The organism is Bradyrhizobium murdochi, from assembly GCF_000472965.1.
GTDB classification, from domain to species: Bacteria; Pseudomonadota; Alphaproteobacteria; order Rhizobiales; family Xanthobacteraceae; genus Bradyrhizobium; species Bradyrhizobium murdochi.
The window spans coordinates 1-25,187 of the sequence record NZ_AXAU01000038.1 but is presented as its reverse complement, the minus strand read 5'-3'; the positions used below and the strand labels follow the sequence as shown (position 1 = coordinate 25,187).

At 58.0% G+C, this 25,187-nt stretch carries 10 protein-coding genes and 6 pseudogenes; 8 read left to right on the top strand and 8 right to left on the bottom strand.

Annotated features, from left to right (window positions below):
* Window positions 1–121: 121 nt before the first annotated feature.
* Window positions 122–232 (bottom strand): transposase domain-containing protein, encoded by a 111-nt coding sequence (locus YUO_RS49285; RefSeq protein ID WP_488226348.1) that lies wholly within the window; start codon window positions 230–232, stop codon window positions 122–124.
* Between the two features lie 325 nt (window positions 233–557).
* Window positions 558–1,733: a TlpA disulfide reductase family protein gene (locus tag YUO_RS0135755; protein ID WP_156908919.1), complete on the bottom strand. Its 1,176-nt coding sequence runs from the start codon at window positions 1,731–1,733 to the stop codon at window positions 558–560.
* A gap of 3,169 nt (window positions 1,734–4,902) precedes the next feature.
* On the opposite strand from YUO_RS0135755, the gene YUO_RS46795 reads away from it, so the two are divergent.
* On the top strand, window positions 4,903–5,166 hold the full coding sequence (locus tag YUO_RS46795; protein ID WP_156908918.1) for a hypothetical protein: 264 nt from the start codon (window positions 4,903–4,905) through the stop codon (window positions 5,164–5,166).
* A 1,453-nt stretch (window positions 5,167–6,619) separates the two neighbouring features.
* Here YUO_RS46795 and dctA read toward each other — a convergent pair.
* The 3 genes and pseudogenes from dctA to YUO_RS0135720 form a co-directional block, all read right to left on the bottom strand.
* Window positions 6,620–7,942, bottom strand: a complete 1,323-nt coding sequence (dctA, locus tag YUO_RS0135730) for a C4-dicarboxylate transporter DctA (RefSeq protein WP_028351456.1) — start codon at window positions 7,940–7,942, stop codon at window positions 6,620–6,622.
* Window positions 7,943–8,295: 353 nt separating this feature from the next.
* Window positions 8,296–8,497, bottom strand: a pseudogene (locus YUO_RS0135725) (beta-ACP synthase); the annotation flags it as partial.
* Window positions 8,498–8,749, bottom strand: coding sequence for an acyl carrier protein (locus tag YUO_RS0135720; protein ID WP_028351454.1), 252 nt, complete (start codon window positions 8,747–8,749; stop codon window positions 8,498–8,500).
* 326 nt (window positions 8,750–9,075) lie between these two features.
* On the opposite strand from YUO_RS0135720, the pseudogene YUO_RS45665 reads away from it, so the two are divergent.
* From YUO_RS45665 to YUO_RS48275, 3 pseudogenes are all read left to right on the top strand, one after another.
* Window positions 9,076–9,379: pseudogene (locus YUO_RS45665) on the top strand (DUF736 domain-containing protein); the annotation flags it as partial.
* A gap of 137 nt (window positions 9,380–9,516) precedes the next feature.
* A pseudogene (locus YUO_RS42960) lies at window positions 9,517–9,809 on the top strand (type II toxin-antitoxin system RelB/DinJ family antitoxin).
* Window positions 9,810–9,812: 3 nt separating this feature from the next.
* Window positions 9,813–10,098 (top strand): annotated as a pseudogene (locus YUO_RS48275) (type II toxin-antitoxin system RelE/ParE family toxin).
* 782 nt (window positions 10,099–10,880) lie between these two features.
* Here the strand turns inward: YUO_RS48275 and YUO_RS0135700 are convergent.
* The 3 genes and pseudogenes from YUO_RS0135700 to YUO_RS42950 form a co-directional block, all read right to left on the bottom strand.
* Window positions 10,881–11,525, bottom strand: a complete 645-nt coding sequence (locus YUO_RS0135700; RefSeq protein WP_028351453.1) for a J domain-containing protein — start codon at window positions 11,523–11,525, stop codon at window positions 10,881–10,883.
* A gap of 295 nt (window positions 11,526–11,820) precedes the next feature.
* Complete coding sequence (speD, locus tag YUO_RS0135695; RefSeq protein ID WP_028351452.1) at window positions 11,821–12,213, bottom strand: adenosylmethionine decarboxylase; 393 nt, start codon at window positions 12,211–12,213, stop codon at window positions 11,821–11,823.
* Window positions 12,214–12,263: 50 nt separating this feature from the next.
* Window positions 12,264–12,839, bottom strand: a pseudogene (locus tag YUO_RS42950) (transposase); the annotation flags it as partial.
* A gap of 1,835 nt (window positions 12,840–14,674) precedes the next feature.
* Here YUO_RS42950 and YUO_RS42945 point away from each other — a divergent pair.
* The 4 genes and pseudogenes from YUO_RS42945 to YUO_RS0135655 all read left to right on the top strand — a co-directional run.
* Complete coding sequence (locus YUO_RS42945; RefSeq protein ID WP_051379833.1) at window positions 14,675–21,142, top strand: non-ribosomal peptide synthetase; 6,468 nt, start codon at window positions 14,675–14,677, stop codon at window positions 21,140–21,142.
* Window positions 21,135–22,556: an MATE family efflux transporter gene (locus YUO_RS0135670; protein ID WP_028351449.1), complete on the top strand. Its 1,422-nt coding sequence runs from the start codon at window positions 21,135–21,137 to the stop codon at window positions 22,554–22,556. The genes YUO_RS42945 and YUO_RS0135670 overlap by 8 nt, the downstream gene beginning before the upstream one ends.
* A gap of 842 nt (window positions 22,557–23,398) precedes the next feature.
* Window positions 23,399–24,935 (top strand): annotated as a pseudogene (gene istA, locus YUO_RS42940) (IS21 family transposase).
* Window positions 24,936–24,946: 11 nt separating this feature from the next.
* On the top strand, window positions 24,947–25,187 hold a 241-nt coding region (locus YUO_RS0135655), incomplete at its 3' end, for an ATP-binding protein (protein WP_028351448.1).

The window sequence follows — 25,187 nt, the reverse complement described above, 5'->3', positions numbered from 1 at the left end:
ATGTGCCCAATGCTTGGCGCTGCTGTCCGAGGCGACGCAGTAATGCCCGGAGTCTGGGGGGCTGCGATCGAAATCTTCTGCCCATCTCACCCCCTCTTTGCGTAAGCGTAGCTGAAGCTTTTCAAGCTTGAGGGTTCCTCAAGCTGAGAGCATCGATCTGAGACATCGGCCAGCCCTGCGCGATCCGTTCGATAGTTACTGTGAGCCAGGCATGCGGATCGGCGTGGTTCATCGTCGCCCGTCTGCAGAAGCATGTTGATGGCCGCGTAAGTCCGGCCGCCGCCATGGCTGTACGCAAGGATGCATTTTGGTGACGAAGGAGTCGTTCAGCATTTTCGTGTAGACGTTAAGACCGTCAGAGTGTTTGCGTCATGGGATGACGGCGCGGCTTCACCTACAAGATCACGTCTGCCTCGATCCGGCCGGAGGTCATCGCAATTTGAACCTCCAACCTGCCGCAAACGATCCAGCGCTGTGCTCGATGGTCTTTAGTTGCCACTGGCCCGCCGGAGAAATGGACGAATTGGCCCGTGAGCAATTCCGACTACGATCCTTTTTCATGCTTTCTCTTCCGGCGCCTGCGCTTTGATTCTTTCGGAAACCCGTCTTGCGGAGTCGCACAAAGAGCCCCCGTAGCAAGCCTTCTCACCCTTGTAGTTGGCAAGCGCTTGGACCAACAGCGACATAACCTGCTGTTTCAGTTTGTCGGGGATAGGCTTAGGACCGTCCAACGACTTCAGCGCCACGTCGACCAACTCGATCGCGCGATCCTTGTTGCCGCTCTCATAATAATACTGAGCGACCGCCCCATAGGACAGGAACTTGGAGCCGTCGCCGCGTTGCGGAGGATTCAGTGCCAGGATGTGTTCGGACAACTCCTTACCCATCGCAAAGCGCTCGGCAGGCGGGAAGTGAGAGTTGTCATTCGCCGGATCGAAGAGTTGGCGCATCGCCCCGGCCATCCACAGCTCGGATTTTTTATCGATCGCATCGCGAACCAATTGGCGCATGACTGGCAAGCCGGTGTGCAAGTCGCGCATTTTGTGAAGCAACAGATCCGCATGGAGCACGCGGAAGTTGACGTCGTCCGGCATCACAGCGACGGCCTCTTCGACCGCCGAAAGCGCCTTCGCCCAATCCTCCGCCTTCATCGCCGGCGTAAGTTTGGCGAAGATTGGCTCAGTCAACGCTCGCTTGCGCGTCGTTTCGCGCATTGTGCGTTCGCCTTCGGCGATCCGCTCCGTATCGGCGGCTCTAGCTTCATCGCTGGTGCGCCAGCCGCCGTTAAGAATTTTTGGCAGAACGTCATGGAGTTGCGTTGGAAAACCGATAAAGGCGATGTGGCCGTCACGGTCGACTACGAACGAGGTGGGAATCCCGACAGAAAAGCTCGGATCCATCCAAAGCTTGTTCATATTGCCTGTGTAGTCGAATCCGATCCGGTAGTTGAGATTCGAGAAGTTTTCGGTCAACCATGCGTCCAAGTTGGTTCGGGCCTCGTCCGCCGTTCGAGCTCGTTCGTAAGCTGCGACTCCGAGGACCTCAACTCCGCCGTCTTTGTATTTTTCTTGCAGCTGCACCAGATGGGGCATCGCCGCCACACAGGGTCCGCACCAAGTTGCCCAAAATTCGACGATGTACACTTTTCCCGGTTGGAAGGTCGTGAGGGGCTGGCCACGCAGCCAGTTCTCCACCTTGATCGGAGGAGCTGGGGATTCCATGCGCAGCACCATGTTGTTCTCCATAACTTTGCCAAACGTTGCGCGACTTTTTGCGCCAGCTTATCTCTCTCAGAACGGGGCACACGGGTTCAAAGGAAGGAGCATCGCTCGTTTTTCGCTCTGGATGCACTCAGCCCTGACTCAGTGTTGCTGGCTCTCAACAGCAACAGCCGTGCCATCTTTGTCAGCGCGCATTAAGCGTCTGACTACGCTTTGAAAAAACTCCACGGAGCCCAAGCCGACCGGTGTTCTGAACCTGACAGGCTTTGTGCCGCTGTCAGGTGTTGGACACGAATTGCGCACTTCGCGCTGCCAGAAAAGCCGGTTTGATGTTGTGAGTCACCGAACGAAAACTTGCTAACCCCTCTCCCTGCCCGACAGGATTATAAGGCGAGCGATGCTGTAGATCGGAGTCGAAAAGCCAAGGCCGTGGACCGGCGACGCGTGTTCGTGTCTATGACGACGGAAACATTCGCGGGGCACTGCAGCGGGTGCTGCTTATCGGAGCGCCTTAAAACTGCCAGTGCTCGCCATCGCGCCAAGCGGTTCCTGCACCACAAACTGGTACTCCGATTGGTACCGGGGGGGGTACCTGACACTCCTATCCCGTTCTAAAATCATTGCCTCCGTATCGAAAAATATATCGCCGCTCGCCTCGATGCGGGTTTATGAGGGCGTTCATCTCACAATTTTCTGACCAGGAGACCCGGCTGGCCCCCACCCCGCTGGCCCCATGAACACTGTCGTCCTAGCGCAAGCCCTGCGGATCGCCATACCGCCGATCGTCGCCTTCATAGTGCAGACCATCGAGAACATGTCGATTGCTCCGCCTATAGTTCGAGAACAAGCGTCTCGATTGATCCTGCGCGCTAGATTGTCCGTAGCCAGGCCAGTTTCCCCTCTGTCAATCAAAGTCAGGCAACGGCAGGCGTCAGCGGCTTCTTGCTGACGGCACTTCGCGGCAAGCGCCCAGGTAGAGCGCCTTAATTTCGTCGTCGTCGCGCAATTCGGTCGAAGCGCTGGATAGCCCGGCCATAAGAACGACCGCACGGTCGGAGCGTAGCGCGACCGTTCGACTACCGTTCAGCTACCAGGATCGAGAGGCCTGTTGAGCAGATTCCGGACGATTCTTTCCTCAAAAACAGCTATTATCGAGTTACCGACAAACCAAGTGCCTCTTGGCTTTGAGCCGTGAGTTTGGTGTTCTTTATTGCCCTGCGTGGGGCAGTGTTGGCTTAGCGGAGTCGATCATGCCCCCAACCAACCCAATCATCCAGGAGTCGTCCGGAATTCGATTTTCAAGGATCGTCAGTTTTCTCTACGGATCGGCCGCGGAAATCGCTTTCTTCATCACAGTTTTATGTGCTGTCGGTTTCGCGAGCTGCCTAGTCGGGCCGAAGACGATCGACACGGGCCGGCAGACATGCATCGAATCGCTTGCCGTAGAGGGGTCGGATGGTTCCGTTTGCCATGCACCACAGCGTCATGACGCGCAAGCGCTTCAAAGGCTCCTGGAGACAATAAGTGCCGAGGCGCATTGAGCGAAGTACTTATCGCTGCGAGCCTCACGCTGCTGGTAGTGCCATTCGGCAGGCCGAGGAAGCTATGGCGCGGTGACGGCTGCGACAGTCTCATTCGTCGGATGGATATTCGCGTTCACAAGCACGTTTCTGATCGATCATTTCGAATTGTTCGGACAATATCAAGTAGCACCCGATCTCGCGAGCCGCGCAAGCCAGCGCCGCAATTCGCACCCCGCTGCTCCACAGATTTGTGCGGCATCTCACATTTTCGGCTTTATCATCGCGTCTGAGCCGCGCCCGTCACGACGATCGGGTATCTGTTATTTTTAGCCGTGATGACCGCTTACCTCTTTGTCGGCATCTTCTCAATCATCGCCGTTGTCGGCGTTGGTTACCAGTATGTCCAGCGTGGGATAGAGCCTCTCCCGGAAAGGCTGCGCCGCCGAGAGAACCGCCATTCCACCAAACCGTGATGTGCGCCTGCCTGTTCTCCTTGAGCTTTGCCACCGCATCAACCAGCCGGTTCGCTGCACGGCGCCCATTCGCCCAATTGGAAGAACGATGGGCTTCTCGAGGCCAAGTCCTAGAGCTGCGCGAAGATAGCAGATGGCCTTTTTCGGTCGAGACAAGTCCAGGATGTTCAGATCGCTGATCAAGAGCATGGGAAGGGTGTTGGAGGGACGGAAGGCCTGGTCCCACTCGTGGAGCTCAAGTTCGAGGGGCTTCCGGGTGCGAGGAGACAGCGTCAAAGGCGTTCTTTTCCAAAATGATGCCGCTCAAAGCATAACTTTATCCCGGAGAATGTGTCGAGCGATCTCACGAGGGTCTGCAGACACTTGAGCGCGGTGAGTGCAGGACCAGTCGAGCCGCATTTCAAGCGCGGCAGGATGAGACGAGAAGGTTCTCAGCCTAAGCGAATGACAATCTTAAAAGGTGCTTAGTCGACCTTGAAAGGATTGGCTGAGGCGGTTCAACTAGAAGCTAGACGGCACCTATATCGGCGACTTCCTGATCGGGTCTGATCTGAGCCTCGCGCAGACTTGTGAGAACAATACGATCCCCGCGCGCGATCAGATCGTCGGCCAGTTCGCCGAATTCCGGATCACCTTCGGATCGCTGAAGTCTCCAATGGCCCGGATCTCCGGAGCGGCTAAGCGCGACGCCGCCGACATGGCTAGGCTTGCGGGAGAGGGCTCCGCACGCATGACGGCGTTGAGACAAGCACTCGATCGCTTCACCCGGGCGCGATCCGTCGTCAGACGAAGGCTGGCGCAGCATGTTTGCATGAGCGGATCGTCCGTATCGGGAATTGCTCTCACGAACCCGAACGAAAAGCATCCATCGCGTGGGCCAATAGTATGCCGATGCTCAAAAAAATAAGAGTCCCGACAAGAGCCGAATACATATGCCACCTCCATCGCTCACTTCCTTTGAACTGCGCGACCGCTTACACGTCAAATTATTTTCTGAGCACGAGGTGGGATCGCAGCCAACTGATGAGTCTAAGCCACAGCGGCTAGCTGGCAACATGTGGAACGATCAAAGACAGAAGCGGCAAAACCCAGCGGTTCTGCTCAAACCGATGTGATAGGCGCAGCGCGGGTGACCGAAAAACTCGTGTGGCTAATGTGCAACGGGTACTTGGTTTCTGCGTGGGAATGTCCGAAACGAACGCTCCGGCCCTTGAGATGCCTGTAGCATCTGCGCGCAAGAATTGGGGCGTCCGGATGAACTTTTCAAGCTCGAAAGATGAGAGCTTATTGTCTCTTTGGGAAAGTGTGCGGCGGCAAGTGTTGGCCGGTCGCGCGAACGCCGGACGTTGCCGCTTTGTTGGTAACAATCTGCGCACCTATGCTGAATTGCTTCGTTCGGAAATGGACCAGCGGGAGCTGAAGTACACCCCGATTAATTGGTCTGAATAGGCGGCTCGACGGCATACCGATGAAAGACCTGCAGAAGCACTTGAAAAAGCTCCGCACTGATGCAGCCGAATGAAGATTGATCAGCGATCTGGCGACTGGCCTGGAAAAGCTGTTCGCAAGGCTTGCGGAACACTTGAGTGTCCTGGGGTCCGAGGTCGAGCACACCATATCTGCGAAGTCTCCAGCACGGAGACGGAGCAAAGACGGTCGCACGATGCCCAAGGATCGGCTCTGGGTTCACAATAGCGGCACTTCTGTGAAATTGAAGAGGCCGGTAAGCTGACGCACGATTGCTTCTATGGCTGCCGAGATTGTCCATGATTAGGATTTCGCCGGGATGAAGCGTCGAAAGGAGGACTTTCTCGACGTAGAGGCGGAAACTCGCCATCGTTCGGCCCCTCGAGAAACCATGGCGCCTCGATCCGGTCATGATGCAATGCGGCCAGGAAGGTCATGGTCTTCCAGCGGCCGTGCGGAATCTTGCTGGGAATCCTCTGGCCACGGGGCGCCCACCCCCGCAAGACAGTCATATCGGTCCTGGTCCAGATCTCGTCGCTGAAGACCAAGCGCTCAGGTTCGATGCGATCTTGATATTTGATCCACTGAGCTCGCCGTCTGGCGAGGTCCGGACAGTTCCGTTCGCCAGCCGCACCTTCTTTGAAGCTGAGCTTCTCGGCGTGGACGAACTCCCACTCAACGGTAATCAGCCTTCAGCCCGCGATCAGCGAGCTCGGCGACCAAGCCGCGCAAGGTGAAGTCCCCTTGATTCGCCCAAAAACGCAGACACGATGTTCGCGGGAAATCGCCCTCGGCCCGTGGCCACCCATCCTGCCGGGCGCCACGCTGCCGGTCTCCCGATGCCGTCGCACCCATCCAACGGCTGTGCTGACCGCAACACCGAACTGTCTAGCCGCCTCGCTCCCGGACAATCCGCCGGTAACAACCTACAACGACCCGCTTCCGAAGACCTCAGAGAAAGGCTTGCCCATCCATGCTGGCCTCCACGCCGAGCCCTCATGGTAAATCAGAGGTCTCCTGATTTGGGAATCCCAATTTAAGCTAACCTCATCACGCTTTAGATTAGTCCGTCCGCGGCTTTGCTCCACGGCTTCTTCAGACCCCCTTCGCGATGGCGTCGTTGCACTCCGCTACGCTTCGCCGTCATGCGGTTGGATAGAGGACTTCCACCTTCAAGCAGTCGTTCATACTGGGCACTCATGAGAAACCGCCCCCCAAACCGGGGGTTTCTTCCCCTCCTCTCACGGGGCAGCCTTTTTAGACGTTGATCCGGGGCGCTCACGAAGCGAGCGAACCGGCAATCCAGAGGTCGCGGCCAGAGATTTTCGGGTTCGCAATCCAAGTCGGCTGCTGCCGACTTGCAATACTAAGACTCGCAAATTCGGCCACACCCGAGTTCAACGCGCCCTGAAATGACGGATAGAAATGCAGCCGCCTACCCCGTCGTATTCGAGGTCTCGCCGTCGGTGAGATCGATTTTCTGGTTAAGCCGCGCATGCAGCGTGGCCTGGTCGAGTTCGCCTTCCCACCAGGCCACGAACACCGCGGCGATACCGTTGCCGGTGATATTAGTAAGGGCGCGCACCTCGCTCATAAATTTGTCGATCGAGAACACGATCGCCATACCCGGCACCAGCACCGGATTAACCACTGAAAGCGTTGCCGCGAGCGTAATGAAGCCGGCCCCGGTGATACCGCTTGCGCCTTTCGAAGTCAGCATCGCCACCACTAGAATGGTCAGCTGCTGGCCGAAGCTGAGATCGACCCCGAGCGCCTGAGCGATAAACAGCGTTGCCAAAGTCATGTAGATGTTGGTGCCATCGAGGTTGAAGGAGTAGCCGGTCGGCACCACGAGACCGACCACGGGCTTGGAGCAGCCTAGCCGCTCGAGCTTCGTCATCAACTGCGGCAGCGCACTTTCCGAGGACGAGGTGCCGAGCACGAGCAAGAGCTCATCCTTGATATAGGCGATAAACTTGAAGATCGAAAAGCCAACGAAGCGCGAGATCAGACCGAGCACGACCACCACGAACAGCGCGGCCGTAGCATAGAACAGCGCGACGAGACCGATCAGATTGCCGAGCGCCGATGGTCCGAACTTACCGATCGTGAAGGCCATGGCTCCGAACGCCCCGATCGGCGCTGCCTTCATGATAATGGCGATGACGCCGAACACCGCGTGCGCCGCGTCGTCGATCATGCCGCGCAACTTTGCGCCGCGCTCACCCAGCGCCATCAGCGAGAAGCCGAATAGGATCGCAAACAAGAGCACCTGCAGGATGTCGCCGCGCGCCAGCGCGCCGACCACGGTGTCGGGAATGATATTGAGGATGAAATCGACGCTTCTCGAGGTTTCCGCCTGCTTCACGTAGTTGGCGACGGCTGCGGCATCGGGCTTGGCCGCAAGGCCGTGGCCGATCTGAAAAAGATTGCCCATCACCAGGCCGAGCACCAAGGCAAAGGTGGAGACGATCTCGAAATAGACCAGCGCCTTGAGGCCGACCCGGCCAACCTTTTTCGCATCCTGGATGTGCGCGATGCCCGAGACCACGGTGCAAAAGATGATCGGCGCGATCAGCATCTTGATTAGCTTAATGAAGCCGTCACCGAGCGCCTTGACCCAGTCGTTGGTCGCGAGCGACGGCCACAGCCAACCGACCACGACGCCAATCAGGATCGCGATCAGCACCTGAACGTAGAGGATTTTGTACCAAGTTTGCGACGCCCGCGCGGGCGGCGCTGTTGCGATGGTGGTCATGACGCTCCTTCCCAATACGAACTCGAACACCGAGCCGCCGCGCGTTGAGCGGCGACGGCATCAGACGAGCCTTTCATGCCAGCCGTGTCCGATTGAAGACGACGATGTCGGAAATCCGACAGCCTGCAGCGTGATTCCAAAGGCAGGCTGGCTGTTACGTGTGTTTTCTCTCGTTAAGCAAGACGCGCACCACGCGCCGAAGCCATGCGGCCGTTCAATCGGCCAGACGGTGAACCGACAGTCTCCTGACTAGCTTGGCCGAATGCCAGAACTGTTCGTGCCGCCGAAGGCAGAGGAGTTGTTCAGCGCCACGCGCACCTTGCGCTGGCGCAGCACATTGGGCGAGGCGTCGAGATCGACGAGCTGCTTGCGGTCGATGCCATGCTCCGATAGCGCTTTGAGGTCGGCGCCGGTCCTGACCTTCAGCTCGTAAAGCTCGGAATTGACGATCGGGCCGATGGCGGTGCGGCTTTCGCGCATCTCTTTCCAGCTGGAGGCGCAGGTGCCTAGTCCGCACAGCCCGCCCATTCCGCTAATGACGACGCGCCTCTCCATTCAGGCCTTCTTAGCGAGCAAGCCGTGGACAGCTTCCACCGCGTCGCCGACATGCTTGAGATTCGACCAAGCATCATCCGTGTTCATCTCGATCTTGATGCCGTTGGACTGCTCCAGGTCGCGGATGATGTCCGCCAACTCCAGCGACTGGATGCCACGCAAGGTCAGTTCCGTGGCGATCGTTATCTCGCTGCCGCCCGCGGAGTATTCCTTGGTTTGGCGATGATTTCCTTCGCGAGTTTTATCTGCCATCCTGTTGCTTCCATCAGGCGCCTCGACGCGAACGCGACGCCATTCCTCAGCCGAGCCGCGTCGCGCGATAGAAGCAGTCACGTGATCGGTGCGCGCCAGATGCTGTTGCCAATGCAACATTCCGCAACATTGGTAAAATTGATTTTTTGGATGGTAAGCATCCACGCTGTGCATCAATTCCTCGCGCACGACAAGAAAGTCGCACGCTGGCCGCCCTCTACTGCGTGCCGGCCCCTTTCGGGGTGCGGGTCGACCGCCCCCGGTTTGGCGCCAGCCATCGAGGCCGCGATGGGCGCAGCCTGGGAAACTGAAAAAAGGACACGACAATGGCGACCATCGGCACCTCCACCTCGAATGGCAACGGCTTTTCCGGCTCGATTCGCACCTCACTCTCAACGCCAAGGCCAACCTGGTCCGCGTCGAGAACCCCTCCGAATGGCCGCACTTCCGCATCTTCGGGCCTAATGTCGAGCTAGGCGCTCCCTGGCAGAAGACGGCCAAGGACACGGAGCGTGACTATCTCTCGGTCAAGCTTGACGATCCGAGCTCCCGGCTCGGATCTACGCCACCCTGATCGAGGTGGAAGGAAGACAGGAAGGCCTCCAGCCCATCTGGTCCCGCCGCACCCGGACTGGGGGCCCGCGGCATCGGCTTCGCCGAAAAGCGGGGCCGTTTGGCCGCCGTGCTCACTCCGCTCACGAGGCTATGACGTCTCTGGCGCATGTCATTAAAAATGCATTACGTAGCCGCGCATAGAGGAGGTCGCTATGGCTTCGAATGCTCTCGTCCAAACCCGAATCGATGCGGACGAAAAGGAAAAGGTCACCGCGGCTCGGGAAAACATGGGTCGCACGGTATCCGATGCCGTGCGGATCCTGCTAACACGCACGGCTAACAAAGGGATGCTTGGGCTGTAGCCCGTGAGCAACAGCCAAGCTTACGATAGCTGGTTTCGTGAGAAGGACTGGCGGATACCCGGCCCAATCTCGATTATTCCGAGGTCGATGCGCATTTAGCGCAACGCCGTACCGCTGCGCTTCGAAAAAGTGGCGGAGCATGAACGGTGAAACTCGTCTGGTCGCGATTCGCGCTGTCCGATCGCAACGGCTTTTTCAGCTACATCGAAGCCGAGAATCCCGTGCAGCGGTCCATGTTGATGAACAGATTGCCGATGCCGCGCGGGCCTGCTCGACTTTCCTGACAGTGGCCGGCCCGGGCGCGTCGCTGGCACGCGCAAGTTAATCATCCCACGCACATCTTGGCGGGCCTACCTGGTCGACGGTGATACTGTTCCCATCTTGCGCGTGCTTCACGGCGCGTGGCCCGACGCAGTTACCAATGACGATTGAGGCCGGCTCCGTGCAGTATCCTGCGACCGGAGATGGATCTCTTTTTCTTGAATTGGATGTCCAGGTCGCAGTCAGACTACGATAAACTTCATTAATCTAAATCGGGGGAAGGTCTGCCTCTACTTTAGGGTTCGACCGATCTGCGAGAGGCCCCGCAACGCCGAACGAGTGAGAGTCGGCGCTATACGCCGCGGGCAAATCGCGCCAGCTTCGGACGGATTGGTTCCCTCATTCTTGGAAAAGTTGGGGATTTCTCATGCGTCTGACTGGTTCGTTCCAGTGGAGTTATGCGCATCTGCAATGGATTCGATTATCTCAAAGAGTATCAATTCGTCATTGTCCCACTTAACAGGTGCGTACTTCCAGTCGTGCTGCGTTCAGTGCGCGCAAGCAAGTCTGCTTGCGTGCAACCGTCCGATTTGAGGATGACAAGATGGGTGATCTTGATGCGATACTCGCTCAACCGACTGAGGAAGCACATTGAATAAGTGCCATATTCTGTTCGACTCATTTATTGAGTCGTCCGTGAAGGACATCCTCTCCGCCATCGGCCACAACTTCCGCCGCATCCTCCCTTGGCTGAGGGCTCTTTGGTGCCTCTTCCTGACCGCCCTCATCGCAGCCGCCCAGCGACCGGTCACCTCTTGAATCGGCTTCTTAACGGATGACATGGTAGCCCGGATGGAGCGAAGCGTAGTCCGGGAACGGTTAATCTATCTGCGAGAGAGAAGCCCGGATTACGCTTGCGCTTCATCCGGGCTACGGGTCTGACGCGCGGGGCGCTACGCCTCGCGCACCACGGTCTTCAGATAGTTGTACGCCTTGATGATCTCGATCAGGCGGTCTTCGGTGGAGCGGTCGCCGCCATTGGCGTCGGGATGGTGCTGCTTCACCAGCGCCCTGTACTTGGCCTTGACGTCCTCGAGCGTGGCTTCGGCGGTGAGCCCCATCACCTGCAGCGCCTTGCGCTCGGCGTTCTTCACCGTGCGGGTCTCGCGATTGCCCTGCGCGCCGGGGCCAGGCCGCCAGCCGGCGCGGCCGTTGAGTTCGGCAAACACGTTGAAGGGATCGGCGGCGCCGCCGAGGTCTTCCTCGACGTTGCCGCGCTTGGCGCTGGTGTTGGCGCCCATCTTCCAGGTCGGGCGATGGCCGGTCAGCGCATCCTTCTGGTAGCGCGCAACCGCTTCCGGATTCATGCCCTGGAAGAAATTGTAGGACTGGTTGTACTCACGGACATGGTCGAGACAGAAGTGCCAGTACTCGCGCGCGTTCTCGCGCCCCTTCCGCACGCGGTGCGAGCCCTTGTTCTGGCAGCCCGCCCATTCGCAGGTGACGGCCTCCTGACCCGCCTGCGCCTTGCGCTTCGCACTCACCTTGGTAGGCTTGATGCGAATGGAGTCGAAGAATTTTGATGAATCGATCGGCATGGCTGACTTTGACTACGCAATACTAAACGCTTCAAGTCCTGACATTGCGAATACCTCTCCTCCGACTACGCCATTGACGGAAAGCGGATGCCAAATTATGCCCGCCGCCGCCATGAGCACCAAAGATGTTATCATAAACAAGTTGCGTGAAGCTTTCACACCCGAAAGTCTCGCGGTGAAGCTTTCATGCTAGAGGTTAGCCCAAGATGTTTTTCGATTGCGGCAGTGAGCTCGATAACCTCACCCGGGCGGTCGGAAACATGATCGGCTATTCCAATGAGATCGATCATCTGCTTCAACGCGTCGGCTTGATTGACACACCTCTCCGGAAGCTGCGAACGTCAGACTGTTCGGGCTGAAACGCCTCAACCAGAACTGGCACGGCGCTCGCCGGATCGCTGTTCCCACATACGAAAACATCAGCGGCCGCGTAGGACCTCTCAGGCCAAGTATGTAAGGTAATGTGCGATTCAGCCAACAAGGCGATTGCGGAGACGCCGTGACCCGGACAAAACTTATGAACGTGAAGGTGGAGTAATGTCGCCCTCGCCGCACGGATGGCTTTTCGGATTGCGTCTTCCGCAATGGTCGGATCGTCGAGGTTCTTCGCTCCCCATAGCTCGATGAGCATATGCGTCGCACCGGTGGACAGAGCCGGTGGGGCTTCCTTCTCGGCATTCATAGTCATTAAGAAATCTCCATTGAATTATCGGCCCAGTAAGCTGAGCTATTCGGGATTTAGGTGACGAGGCGATCAGGCGCTTGGTTTGCCGGCGCTTGGATGCCCTCAATGCCGTCGTTGAATCTGACAACTGCGACGACCTTCGGCGACTGCCGTTGAGCCGCCGCCAAGTCCTTGATGCTGCGATAACCAGCTTGAACACCATCGGCCTGGCGGTGGTTGGCGATAAGGAGCCCTTCCTCCGCACCATCCTGTATCGCCCCGTGGCGAACACGCTCTCGGTGAGATTGGTGGTGGTGCGCAAGTGATGCCAATGTTCGGCAAGAAAATCGTAGAAGGCCAGCAGTGCATCGCGATCCTTGACCAGGCATTCGATCGCCCGGCCGTACTTGGCCTAATACTTCTCGGCGAAGACGTCGATCGCCGCTTCGGCGGACGCTCGGTTCGCGCCCAATAGACCTCGCGCAAATCCTTCTTCATAGTGGCCTGCACAGAGAGTGGACCTTGTCCATGACATTCACAGTCTTGTGCACCCAGCATCGCTGGTGGCGCGTGCCGGGAAAGACCTCGTTGAGCGCCTTGTAGAAGTCGAGCGCGCCGTCACCGACATTGGCCAAACTCGTTGTTATTGATGAGGTCGGCTCGATTGTTTTGCCAAGCCACGCCTCGCTTGAGGTAGACCAGCGTGTGGCCCTGCGCGCGAAAAGCGTAACCGAGGCGACCGGCCCCGGGGACAAGACGTTTGGACTTGCCTTGCAGTTTGCGCTCAGCACTATGCCGGAGGCCGCGAGGCAGGTATTTGTGCCGTTGGAGATAGCACCGCTGGGATCGAGTTTGACGCCAAACACCCAGCTATTCTTCTGCCAGTTGGAGCCGATCTGGCCGCCTGCCAGGAACACAGGAGTATCGACGACGCCGCCATAGACGGCCGGACCGTAGGGATTACTGAAGGATTCTTGATCGTAACCAACGCCGACGTGCCCGCCAATATATCCTCCGGACCAGCTCCACAGGGACGGCGGCAGTTGTACTGCTGGCTCAAGGTCCGCCGTGGCTGCACCGCTTGCGACCAGCGCAATCGTTGTCGCTCCCCAAAAACGAACTCCAGATCGCATCAAACACTCCGCAGCGCTTTCCCGATCCACAACCGAGCGCCTTCAAGCTGGCATCGGTGATGGCACCGCGACTGAAGCAAGCACCGTGCCGCTTGGAAATTGAGGGGGGTTCCAGTTGCTTCGTACCGGGTGCATGCGTCAGCTTGTGGACAATGGTCTTGAAGCTGACAATCGCGCTGTAGCGTCTGACAGTTTGCTGCGCAGCAGGAAATCGCCTTTCTCGCTGCAGCAGTAGCAGGAGATTCTTGTTCGCCTGGACAGGCTTTCGAACTCACCTATCGAGGCTCATGCGAAACGGTGAAAGCCAATGGATATTACCGACGAGCGGAGCCGGCCTGGACGCTGGTCCCGTCTATCCGCGCAGGGATCGCACCGGCTACGCCGCGCGTTGTCGAAGTTCGGCTGGTTGGAGGACTCATCACGAGCGATCAATCACGTAACATGGCACGCGCAGGAAAGGCTCATCATCAGCATCTTCCAGCTTACCACGAATATCCGCGTGATAATAGCAGTCCGGCTCCGGCTTCGCCGTACTGCTGAGTGGCTTTGCCGCAACACTATTCTTATCGGTTCTGCTCTAGGAAAAGGAGTTGCCGAGCATGCGTCTCGTGGAGACTAAGAAGGCGCCATCCGCAATTCAATTCCAGTTCGCAAAGCCGTATCGGTACGCCCCTTTCGGGTCGACTGGACGTCGCCTGCCGTTCACAGCAAACGTTTCTGAGCGCGTTTTCGTGTGCACCAAGGTGGACGACTTGCGAACATCAGCAGACCATCGACCTCGCGGGGTGGATGGTTCTGCACGCCCACGACGCTGCATGCCGCCCATAGCTATCTGTTATGGCCAAGAGCGTCAAAACGTTTGAGCGCGCAACGACCGCCCTTCAGCGGCTATGCGAACAACGCCGGCCTCGTGGAAAACGGTAACACGCCTCTGTGTTGGTTCTTGCACAGTTACTGCTTGGTCGCCGCGGGCGACCTGTAGCCCGGCGAGCGCCAAGTACCCGCTTTCATGAGGAGCGCACCAAATCCTTGTCCAGGCGTCTACAAATGAAAGAACTCACAAGCCGGAACGAGTCTCTGGGCGCGCTTGGTTGCGGGTGCCATGCAGACTATCTCGTGTCCACTACAAGATCTGGTAGATGCCAACGCTAACTTGAGGCCCTAGCGTCCCGCCGCGTTCCCCTGCCGATCATCGAGGAAACAGTGTGAACGAAGGACGAGAAGCTAAGAAACGGGCAAAACGGCACACTATGACTGGCAGAATCAGGATGGCTACGCACTGCACACGCTCAATCAGGATCCTCCGTGTTCTAATTTAAGGATCGCTGAAGGCGACGAATGGCGGGACGCGTATGCCTACGGAAGATCGATCAGGCGAAAATCAGCTTGTGGAACGTCAAGCGATAGACGCGATCACGGCGATCGATCGCCTTGCAAGATCGGATCCAGAGAGGGTTGCGCTGAGGTACGGCGCACACGAACTCACCTACAAAGCGCTGCGATTAAGGTCGGATGCCCTCGCAAGGACGTTACGAGAGCGGGGCGCTAACGGCATGGTCGTTGGCTATTGGGGTGAGCGGGACCTCGACTGGGCGACGGCGGTAGTTGCAATTTTGAGGGCTGGAGCAACGTACCTACCGCTCGATCCATCGTTACCGGCTTCGCGTACATCATTCATGATCGAGCAGAGCCGCTGCGCTCTGATTATTGGCCCAGACCAGCTGGATTTGTTTCAGCAAATTCCGGCGAGCAGCAAAGGCACCGCGCAATTCATAGCGATAGAGGCGGCGCTGCGCGAGGGCCGGACTTCGTCTGTTGTGCCACCATCGAGCGAGGATGGACTCGCCTACATTCTGTTTACGTCGGGTTCGACCGGCCAGCCTAAAGGCGCAATGATCGAGCGCGCAGCCCTAAACAATCATTTGGTGGCAAAGATTGATGCCCTAACCCTCACTCGGACGGATTGCATCGCGCAGACCGCATCGCACTGCTTTGACATCTCGCTGTGGCAGCTTCTGGCGGGGCTTTGCGTCGGAGCCTCGATCGCGATCATTGATGATGCGACACTGAAATCGCCAGTATCCCTTCTCAAAGCAATTCAAGGATACGGCGTGACGGTTGTTCAATTCGTTCCGTCGATGCTTGCAGTATTTGTTGAATATCTGCAGTCGCTTGCGGCGGCTGAGCGAGCTCTGGACAGTTTGCGGATTATTTCAACGGTCGGAGAACCTCTAACACCCGGACTGGCGCGTGCGTGGCTGGCCTTATATCCCCGGGTCCCCATTCTCAACCACTACGGGCCGACCGAGTGCGCGGACGGCGTTACGCATCACCTGGTTTCCGTAGCGCCTGCGCTGACTGACCCTTATGTGCCCATCGGCAAACAGATTTCTAACCTTGTGGTTTATGTCGCCGACGGACTGCGGCTGTGCAACACGGGAGAGGTCGGCGAAATCTGTGTTAGCGGCGTTGGTGTCGCTGCTGGTTACGTCAATGATGATGTTCGCACCAAGGATGCCTTTGGGCCAAACCCGTTCTCAAACAACCCGTCGTTCCAGCGCCTATACAGGACAGGTGATCTCGGGCGCGTTCGTTCCGATGGCATTTTCGAATGTCTTGGTCGACGGGACCGTCAGGTCAAAATCCGCGGGCACAGAATTGAGCTGGGAGAAATCGAGGCCCGCCTCGCCGCTCATCATTTGGTACGTGGCGCCGTCGCGGTCGCCTCCGTCTGCGCAGGCGTAAAGCTTACGGCGAGAGATATAACCAGGGCCGAGGGGGAAACTGGATCAAGACGACTCATCGCGTATGTGTCAGCTCCGGCTGAAGTTACGGAAGGCGAGCTTCAGAACTTTCTTGCCGAAGCGCTTCCCACCTACATGCTCCCAGAAAGGATCGTCCACCTAGCCAGTATTCCACTGACCAGAAACGGAAAGGTCGATTTTGGAGCATTGCCGGACCCGACCAGTGTTCGCCTTCCATTGCCGACGCCATTCGAGGAGCCGCAAACAGAGCTCGAAGCCCAGCTGTGTCAAATTTGGTCCGACGTTCTGCGTATTGAGAACATTGGCGTGAAGGACCAGTTCATAAGCCTCGGCGGAGACTCGCTCCGGGCAATGCTCATATTGGGCCAGTTGCAGACCAAGCTCGGAGTGAGAACGGATTTCAGGCTGGTCCTGAATGGAACGATCCGATCTCTTGCGGCTTCGATCTCGGCCCGGGTCGACTCCAAACCGTGCACAGCCCCGACGTACGGAAAGCTTACGCGATCGCCTCTGACGCGAGTTCAGGAGCACCTATGGTTTCTCTCGCAGCTCGATTCGTCTGCCAGGAACTACATCATTCAAGGCGGCCTGCGAATAAAAGGCATCATCGATCTGGCCGCGTTCAATCGCGCTTGGTCCGATGTCGTTCATTCCCATCAGGCACTTTCGGCACGCTTTATCGACGAGGACGGTCCGGTTCAGGTTTTTGATGCTCCGCAATGCGCAAGCCTTGAATTGGCTGATGCATCGCATCTCACGGCGCAGGAAGCTGAGGAACTGACCGCAGAGTTACGGCGAACAGAGCTGAACGGCAGCTTTGATCTCAGCCAAGGCCATCTGTTTCGCGCGCGCATGATCCGTTTTGGCCCTGACAACCATCTCATACTGATCACCGCTCATGAAATTACCATCGATGCCTGGTCGATCTCTGTTCTACTCAGGGACCTTCGACAAAGGTACGTAGATGCCGCAGCGTTCTTGCCAGAGAACCGCGCGTCCCTCTCGACCTACGCGGTCTGGGAAACACAACACGCTACTCCAGAGGCGCTGGCCAACCAACGTAGCTATTGGCGTCGTCAGATTGGCGATGATCCGCCGGTGCTTTCGCTCGGAACGGGACGAGCGCGGCCGCAGACAAGTTCCTATCGCGGCGCCTCGCATGCGGTTCTGCTTGGCAGCGAGCTCTCCAATCAGGTACGTGAGTTTGCGCGCCGACATAGGTGCACCACGTCGACAACACTCCTCGCATGCTTCAAGCTGCTGCTGCGGACGTATAGCGGTCAGGACGATATTATCGTTGGCATACCGCACGTCGTACGAGATCAACCTGGCAGCGCCGAAATTGTTGGCTTTTTCCTGAATATGCTGCCAATCCGCACCGCGATCGATGTCGGCCAGTCCTTTGCGGTTCATGCCTTGCGCATCCAGAGCCTGGTCAGCGATGCCATCGCAAATTCGGCATATCCGTTCGGCTGGATGGTAAGGGATACCCGGCTGCATCGCGAAGCGGGACGATCACCGATCTTCCAGGTCATGTTCAACATGTACTCCGAGGCCGCGGAGCCACCTGGCCAACATGAGTTGGATCTGACATTCCGCGAATATGAGACCGGCTATGTAAAATTCGATCTGACCTTGTATGCACAAGATCAGGGCGATGAAATTGCCCTCCAGCTCGCGTATGCGGAAGACATATTTTCCAGCGATCTGATTCTCCGCATGGCCGACAATCTGCGCTGTCTGATTGCAGCCTGCGTTGAGAAGCCGCTTGCGCCCATTAAAGATCTGAGCTGCCTCAGCGCGTCAGACGCCACTATGCTGGAATCGCTTAATGGCTCGGCGCAGCCATATGAGACTGAATGTCCGCTTATCGAAGCGTTCGAGCAAATCAGCGCCTCAAATCGCAGCCAGGTGGCATATTTTGGTGATTTCGGTGAGATCACATTCGACCACCTGCGTGAGCGCGTAATAGCTATCAGCTCGTTACTGCGGGCTTCTGACGTGGGGGCTGGCGATATGGTCGCCATGCTGGTCGACCGGTCGCCTGACGTGGCCGCTGTTATTCTTGCGGCACGAGCCTTGCAGTCCATTGTTGTCCCTATATCGCCGGATTATCCGCGTGATCGGATCGAATATATCCTGCGAGATAGTCAGGCAAAGCTTTTAGTTCACGCAAATACCTCTGACCTTGGGTTTGACGTGCCGTCGATTTGTCTATTGACCCTTGAAGGGTGCGGCGCGCCCGCGCACGATTTTGAGTGCAGCGACAAACCATCAGATCAGGGAATAGCGAGTCTTATATACACGTCGTCCTCAACCGGGAAGGCGAAGGGGGTTCTTATACCGGAATCGGCAATTCTCAATCGACTGAACTGGATGTGGCGACGCTTTCCCTTCGACAGTACCGACGTGATGGTTGTCCAGAAGTCCGCATCACTTGTTGCGTCGGCATGGGAGTACTTTGGGGGGCTTCTGAGAGGTGTGCCCGCGCTGATCTTGACCCAAGAGCAGTTGCTGGATCCAGATCTGTTGTTATGCACGTTGGCGAGACGTCGCGTGACACACTTATTTGCCTCGCCACCGCTCCTATCCGGCCTCATTGCTTCCCAAGAACGGCACCCACGACCGACCGCCTTGCGGTTGGTCACAAGCAGCGCCGAACCGATGCCTTCCTCGCTCCCGGTTCGCTGGCATGCGTATTTCCCGGACGTGCCGTTGTGGAACTTCTATGGTGCTACGGAATGTGCATCCAATGCAGCAGTCTACGAAACATCGGATGCCTACGACGGCTCGTCGCTCATCCCCGTTGGGCGCCCAATCGATAATGTCAAACTCTACGTGCTCGATGCACAGTTGAAGAGAGTCCCTGTCGGAGTCGCCGGCGAACTCTGCATCGCGGGACGCTGCGTGAGCGCTGGGTACTGGCGGGATCAGGATAGGACCAACCGCTGTTTCGTGCCCAATCCGTATGATGGCGGACAATACAGCGTTCTTTATCGAAGTGGCGATATCGCACGCATCTCAACCAGCGGCCTTCTCGAGATTTGCGGCCGATCGGACAACCAGGTCAAAGTACGAGGCTTTCGCATCGAGCTGGAGGAGGTCGAAGCGGCCCTTGAGTCTCATCCGGCAATTGCAAAGGCCGCGGTCGTCGCAGAAGGCGTGGATGACCATCGTCGCTTGACCGCTAGCGTGGTTCCGGCTCGCGACAGTCTAAGCTCTGGAGAGATTGTCACCCACCTGCGCCACATATTGCCGTCCTACATGATTCCCGCCGCCTTCCGTTTGGTTGACACTATCCCCCTTACGGCGACTGGAAAGATAGATCGTGCTCGGCTGTCGGCCGTTCCTTACCGCGAGGTTGGGCCTGTTCCATCTGCTGAGCCCCGCACGAGGAAGGAGCGTATTCTTGCTGGGATCTGGCAGGATCTATTAGGCGCCAAGTGGGTCGGAATCGATCAGAGCTTCTTTGATATCGGCGGAGACTCTCTTCTGAGCGTGCGCTGCGTCACGCTGGCGCGCAAAGCCGGGCTTAATCTCACTGTCGACCAACTCTATCGAACACCGACCATCAGGGAATTGGCGGCAGACGGAGCGGCGGGCACACTCCATAGCTTCCCTTCAGCAGATGGCTCATTGCCAGTTACCCCAGCAATCTCATCTTGGTACCGTCTTGTCGGCTTCGATGAGCATTTCAACATCGGCGATCTGTTCTTCTTGCCCGGCGGCGTCCTGAATATCCGAATCCTGGAGCGCGCCCTTGCCCATGTCATGGATAGGCACGAAGGCCTCAGACTCCGTATTGCCAGAACCGGCGATGGTCTACGCCTGACAATCGGAACTTCCGTGGCCGAACGCCTCGTGGAAGAGATCGATCTTGTCGGAATGACCGGCCTACAGCAGCGTAAGGCAATCGAGAGCGTCTCAGCAAGGCGTCAACATATGTTTCGGTTTGACGGCCAGACGCCTCTTGTTAACGTCACCGTGTTCCGCACATCGGAAAGCGGCGATTACTATCTGCTGGTCCTGATGCATCATTTTGTAGCGGATGGGATAGGCTATCGACTGTTTTTGGAAGCATTGGATGCGGCGTACAACGCCCTTGCCTCAGGCCACATCATGAGTGGTCCTGAGAACATACAAATGCTCTCTCCATGGTTGAAGCGCCTTGAGCGCTACGCCAACTGCGAAGCACCAGCCGAACTCAAATTCTGGGAGAGCATTGACTACCATCAGTTCAATTTTCATGTCAGCGACACTCCATCGGGCGGCACGAGCTTTTCGAAAGTGACCGCGAGAGAGCTTCACTATGCACTCCTTGAAGGTCGCGTGGATGAAGCAAATTGCCGACCGCATTGGGAAGATCAGGCCAAATACCATCTCGAGATTGACAAAGAAGCGACAGCTGATCTGCTCAATATTACAGCCAGATTGGCGCATTGTCAGGACTTTGATGTGTTTCTTGCCGCCATATCTGGCGCCTTTGGACGCGTTTTCGGCAACTATTCACTCTGGATTGATAGCCTTACGTCAACCCGAGGTCGGCTGTTCGACGATCTCGATCCATCTCAGATCATCGGCCATATCAGCGAGCTCGTTCCGCTTCCCTTGAGTCTCACCGGAGTGGAGCCCCGTCCCGATCGTGCTCGTTCAATATACAGCCAGCGCAATGCCCTGCCGCGCAGGGGAATAGGCTTTCGGGCCATGAAGTTCCTAAACCGAGATCCAGCCGTGCGGAGCCGGATCGATCGCCTGCCCCTACCCAGAATTGGATTGAATTATCGAGCGGGTTTGCAGCGCCATTTTCCACGCCGTCTCTTAGCCAAGGAACCTTCTCCCCTCTGGATCGGCGAAGACATGGATGAAGCGGCCGCGATTCACCTCTTCTGGTTCGATGTCGGATATCAAGCCGGGCATCTCCAGATCGAAACGAGGTATAATCCAACCGAGGTCGGTTATGAGGTGACCCGCAATCTTTGCACGGTGTTGCGACAGGAGCTGTTGCAGACGATCAGCGAATTCGGAAGAGCTCGGCACACTTTTATCCATGAATGAGCCGGATGCGGAATTCGCTGTCGAGAGCGATAGCGATGTCTTGCCAAATGAAAGGCAGCACATCGATCTCTCGGACTCCCATCTCGTGAGCCTTATCCTGCGGCTCGCCATTCCGTCTGTTGTTGGCCTATCGATCAACGCGTTACAGGAGGTCGTCAACGCAATCTTTGTTGGCGCACTTGGCGCGCAAGCGATCGCAGCTGTCAGCATGACCTTGCCGATCGTGGTTCTGCTCGCGGCAGTCGGACAGGGGATCGGTGTTGGAACAGCGTCCTTCATATCTCGTCATCTTGGCGCCGGTGAGTATCTGGAGGCGAGTCGAGGCGCGAGTACTGCACTCGCACTAGCCGCTCCGATCGGTATCTTCTTTACCGTCGCTCTTCTTCTAAATCTGCGAGGGATCTTCGTAACGCTCGGGGCCACTCCAACCATCATGCCCGTGGCGCTCGACTACGCGGCGACGCTTTTGTTCGGGTACACCCTGATGCTTCTAAACATCGTCAACGGCTTCATCGTCAGAGCCGAAGGCAATACACGATTCAGCATGTGGACGATGATTACCGCCTTTATGCTGAACGCTGTGCTTGATCCCGTCTTCATATTCTTACTGGACCTCGGTGTGCGAGGCGCAGCCCTCGCAACGCTGGTATCTCAGATCGCCGCTATTAGCCTGTATATCGCGTATTTTACGAAGCTTCGTGGGATAGTCCTCGTCAGGATATCTCATATCTCGCTGCGAGCAGATCGCATCAAACAGCTCGCGTTCGTAGGGGCGCCGGCGACCATGACCGGTATTTTATCTGCTATTGCCGTTATGCTCTTGTACGGAGCTGCTGCGCCGTTCGGCGACGATTCCATCGCGGCGGTGGGAATAGCTGTGCGAATCTTGACGATCGGCGCAATGCCTATCACGGGCTTCTGTATAGGGTCTCAAGCTGTCCTGGGGTTCGGTTGGGGCGCGCGCGACTTTGCTCGTGTATTAAAGGCTGCGAAGTTCATACTCTCCATGACTGTGGCTCTTTCCGTTGCGTATTCTGCGGCCGTTGTGAGTTTTGCCCGACCCTTGATCAGCCTGTTCAGCGATAGCGAAAAGGTCACGGAAATAGCCGTCTCGGCCTGCGTGGTCTTCCATCTCTTTTTTGGACTTTTCGGTATTCAGAGTGTCGTGACGACGATGCTTCAGTCGTTCGGGAGAGCACGCCTCAGTGCGCTTGTGTCCTTGGCAAGGCAGGGCTTTCTCTTCATACCGGCCGTACTGTTATTCCCGCTCATATGGGGCTTCAACGGACTGTTGGCCAGTCAAGCAATCGCTGAACTGGGCGCTGGAATGATCGCGCTGTTCGTCATGTTCCACCAGTTCGCTGAGCTCAAACGAGCGCTCCGGGATGCTCAGTCTCGAAGATGGTTCTGGTGAACCTCGTCAAAACGCTTCTTATCGACCTCGCGGGCACGGGCCATTCGGGCATAGTCGACGACATTGCTGTGAAAGGCCAGAGCTCGTTTGCAAGCCGTTGCAGCGGCGGCGGTACGACAAGATGAGCGGCCGCGGTGTTTGACCAGACGGGATTACAACGGCTTGTAGCACCAAAATCCTAGGGAATAGGCATCGGCAAGGTCCCACCGGCCTGCCACATCGGCCCGGCCAGCTCCGCGAGCAAGATCAGGCTCGAGGATCAATTTCCCTTGGTGACACCGAGCGTCTGATGCGGCACCAGCTTTCCCAAACGGGCAGCGAATCGCTCCTGCTCGGCGGCATCGTGATGACAATGGCCGCGGAAAAGATGACCTTGTGCTCGAGTAGCACCCTTTGATCGCAGCAATCGTCGGATCCGGCAAATTCGTGCCGGTGGCGAAAACAGCGGATCAAATCGTTCATTAATCAAAGGAAATAGCTCATCTTTGCGCAGACACAGCGTAGCCGCGTGTTTTGTCCTGCTGTATTGTCGCGGGTACAACAAGCGCAGGTCGCATAGATGCAATCAGACGGCTCGGCCGTCGCCCTACGCACCCAACACCCGCGATCAGCGCATATACGTCAGGTCACGGCTCCGATAGTGAGCTTTCAGCAAGTTGTCTGCTGATTCCGCTCGATGTCGCCCACCATTCCGGAATGATCTCGCCCACCGTTCCGATTTGATGTCGCCCACCATTCCGGGATGATGTCGCCCGGGGGTGACGAGGCCTCTTCTGGCTACGATACGGTCGCGCCTTTCGGCTTTGCGAAGGGGGACCTGGATGCCGACGGAGAGGCTTGCGATGCGCCACGTGCGCGATGTGATCAGATTGAAGTTGGCCGGGATGGCGACCCGCGAGATTGCCCGGCGGGTAGGCGCGGCGCCTTCGACGGTGCGGTTGACGATTCACCGGTTCGAGGCGGCTGGGCTGACCTGGCCTTTGCCCGACAACGTTACCGACGCGGTCCTGGAGGCCCGGCTGTTCGCCAGCGCAGGAGCCGGTTCCGGGACCCGAAGGGGCCATCGCCGGCAGGCCGAGCCGGACTGGGCGGCGGTGCATCGCGAGCTCAAGCGCAAGCACGTGACGCTGTCGATCCTGTGGGAGGAATACATCGCAAGCGAACCCGGTGGGTATCGCTATTCGCGCTTCTGCGAACTCTACCGCGCCTGGGAGTGCCGGCTGTCGGTGACGATGCGCCAGTCGCATGCGGCCGGCGACAAGCTGTTCGTCGACTATGCCGGTGACGGCGTGCCGGTGGTGATCGACCGGCTCACCGGCGAGCGACGCAGCGCCCAGATTTTCGTCGCGGTGCTCGGCGCATCGAGCTTCACCTACGCGCAGGCGACCTGGACGCAGGGCCTCGCCGATTGGATCAGCGGCCACGTCGGCGCCTTCGAGGCGATTGGCGGCGTGCCGGCGCTGCTGGTGCCGGACAACACCAAGGTCGCGGTGATCAAGGCCTGCCTCTACGATCCGCGGATCAACCGCAGCTACGCCGACATGGCTGCGCATTACGCACCGCCATTCTGCCGGCGAGGCCGCGACGGCCACGGGACAAGGCGAAGGTCGAACAGGCGGTCCTCATGGTCGAGCGCTGGCTGCTCGGGCGGCTGCGCCACCGCACGTTCTACGGCCTCGCCGAGGTCAACGCGGCGATCACCGAGTTGCTGATCCGGCTCAACGAGGAGCGGCCGATCCGGCGGCTCGGCGTGACCCGTCGCAAGCTATTGGAGGAGATCGACCGGCCGGCACTCCAGGCCTTGCCGGAGAGCCCTTATGTGTTCGCCGAGTGGCGGATCTGCCGGGTCAGCATCGACTATCACGTCGAGGTCGAGGCGCATTACTACAGCGTCCCCCATCGCTTCGTCCGCGCCGAGGTCGAGGTGCGCTTCACCGCCCGCACCGTCGAGATTTTCCACAAGGGCGAGCGGATCGCCGTGCATCAGCGCATGAGCGGCAACCACAAGCACACTACCGTGCCGGAGCAATGGCATCCAGTCATCGGCGCCATGCCGGCTGGACCATCGAGCGCATCCGCAAGGAGGCCGCCACAATCGGGCCGGCCACTGCGGCGCTGTGCGATCTGATCCTCGACGAACGCGTGCATCCGGAACAGGGCTTCCGCGCCTGTCTCGGCATCATCCGGCTCGCTCGATCCTACGGGCAAGAGCGGCTCGATGCCGCCGCCATGCGGGCGATCGACATAGGCGCGCGCACCTACGGATCGATCAAATCGATCCTCGCCAACAATCTCGATCGGCGTCCTTCCCCCAGGCGCTCCGCGGATGACGCGCCGATCCTGCATTCCAACATCCGCGGGCCGCGCTACTACAATTAGGAGATCCCATCTTGCTCACCCATCCGACCCTCGATCAGCTCCACGCCCTCGGCCTTNACGGCATGGCCAAGGCCTTCGCCGACATCGAAGCCGGCGGCGACGCCACGAGCCTCGGCCATGCCGAATGGCTCGCGCTCCTGCTCGAACGCGAAGCGTCCCTGCGACGCGACAAGCGGCTCTCGAAGCGGCTGCAATATGCCAAGCTGCGCCAACAGGCCTGCGTCGAGGACATCGACTACCGCACCCCGCGCG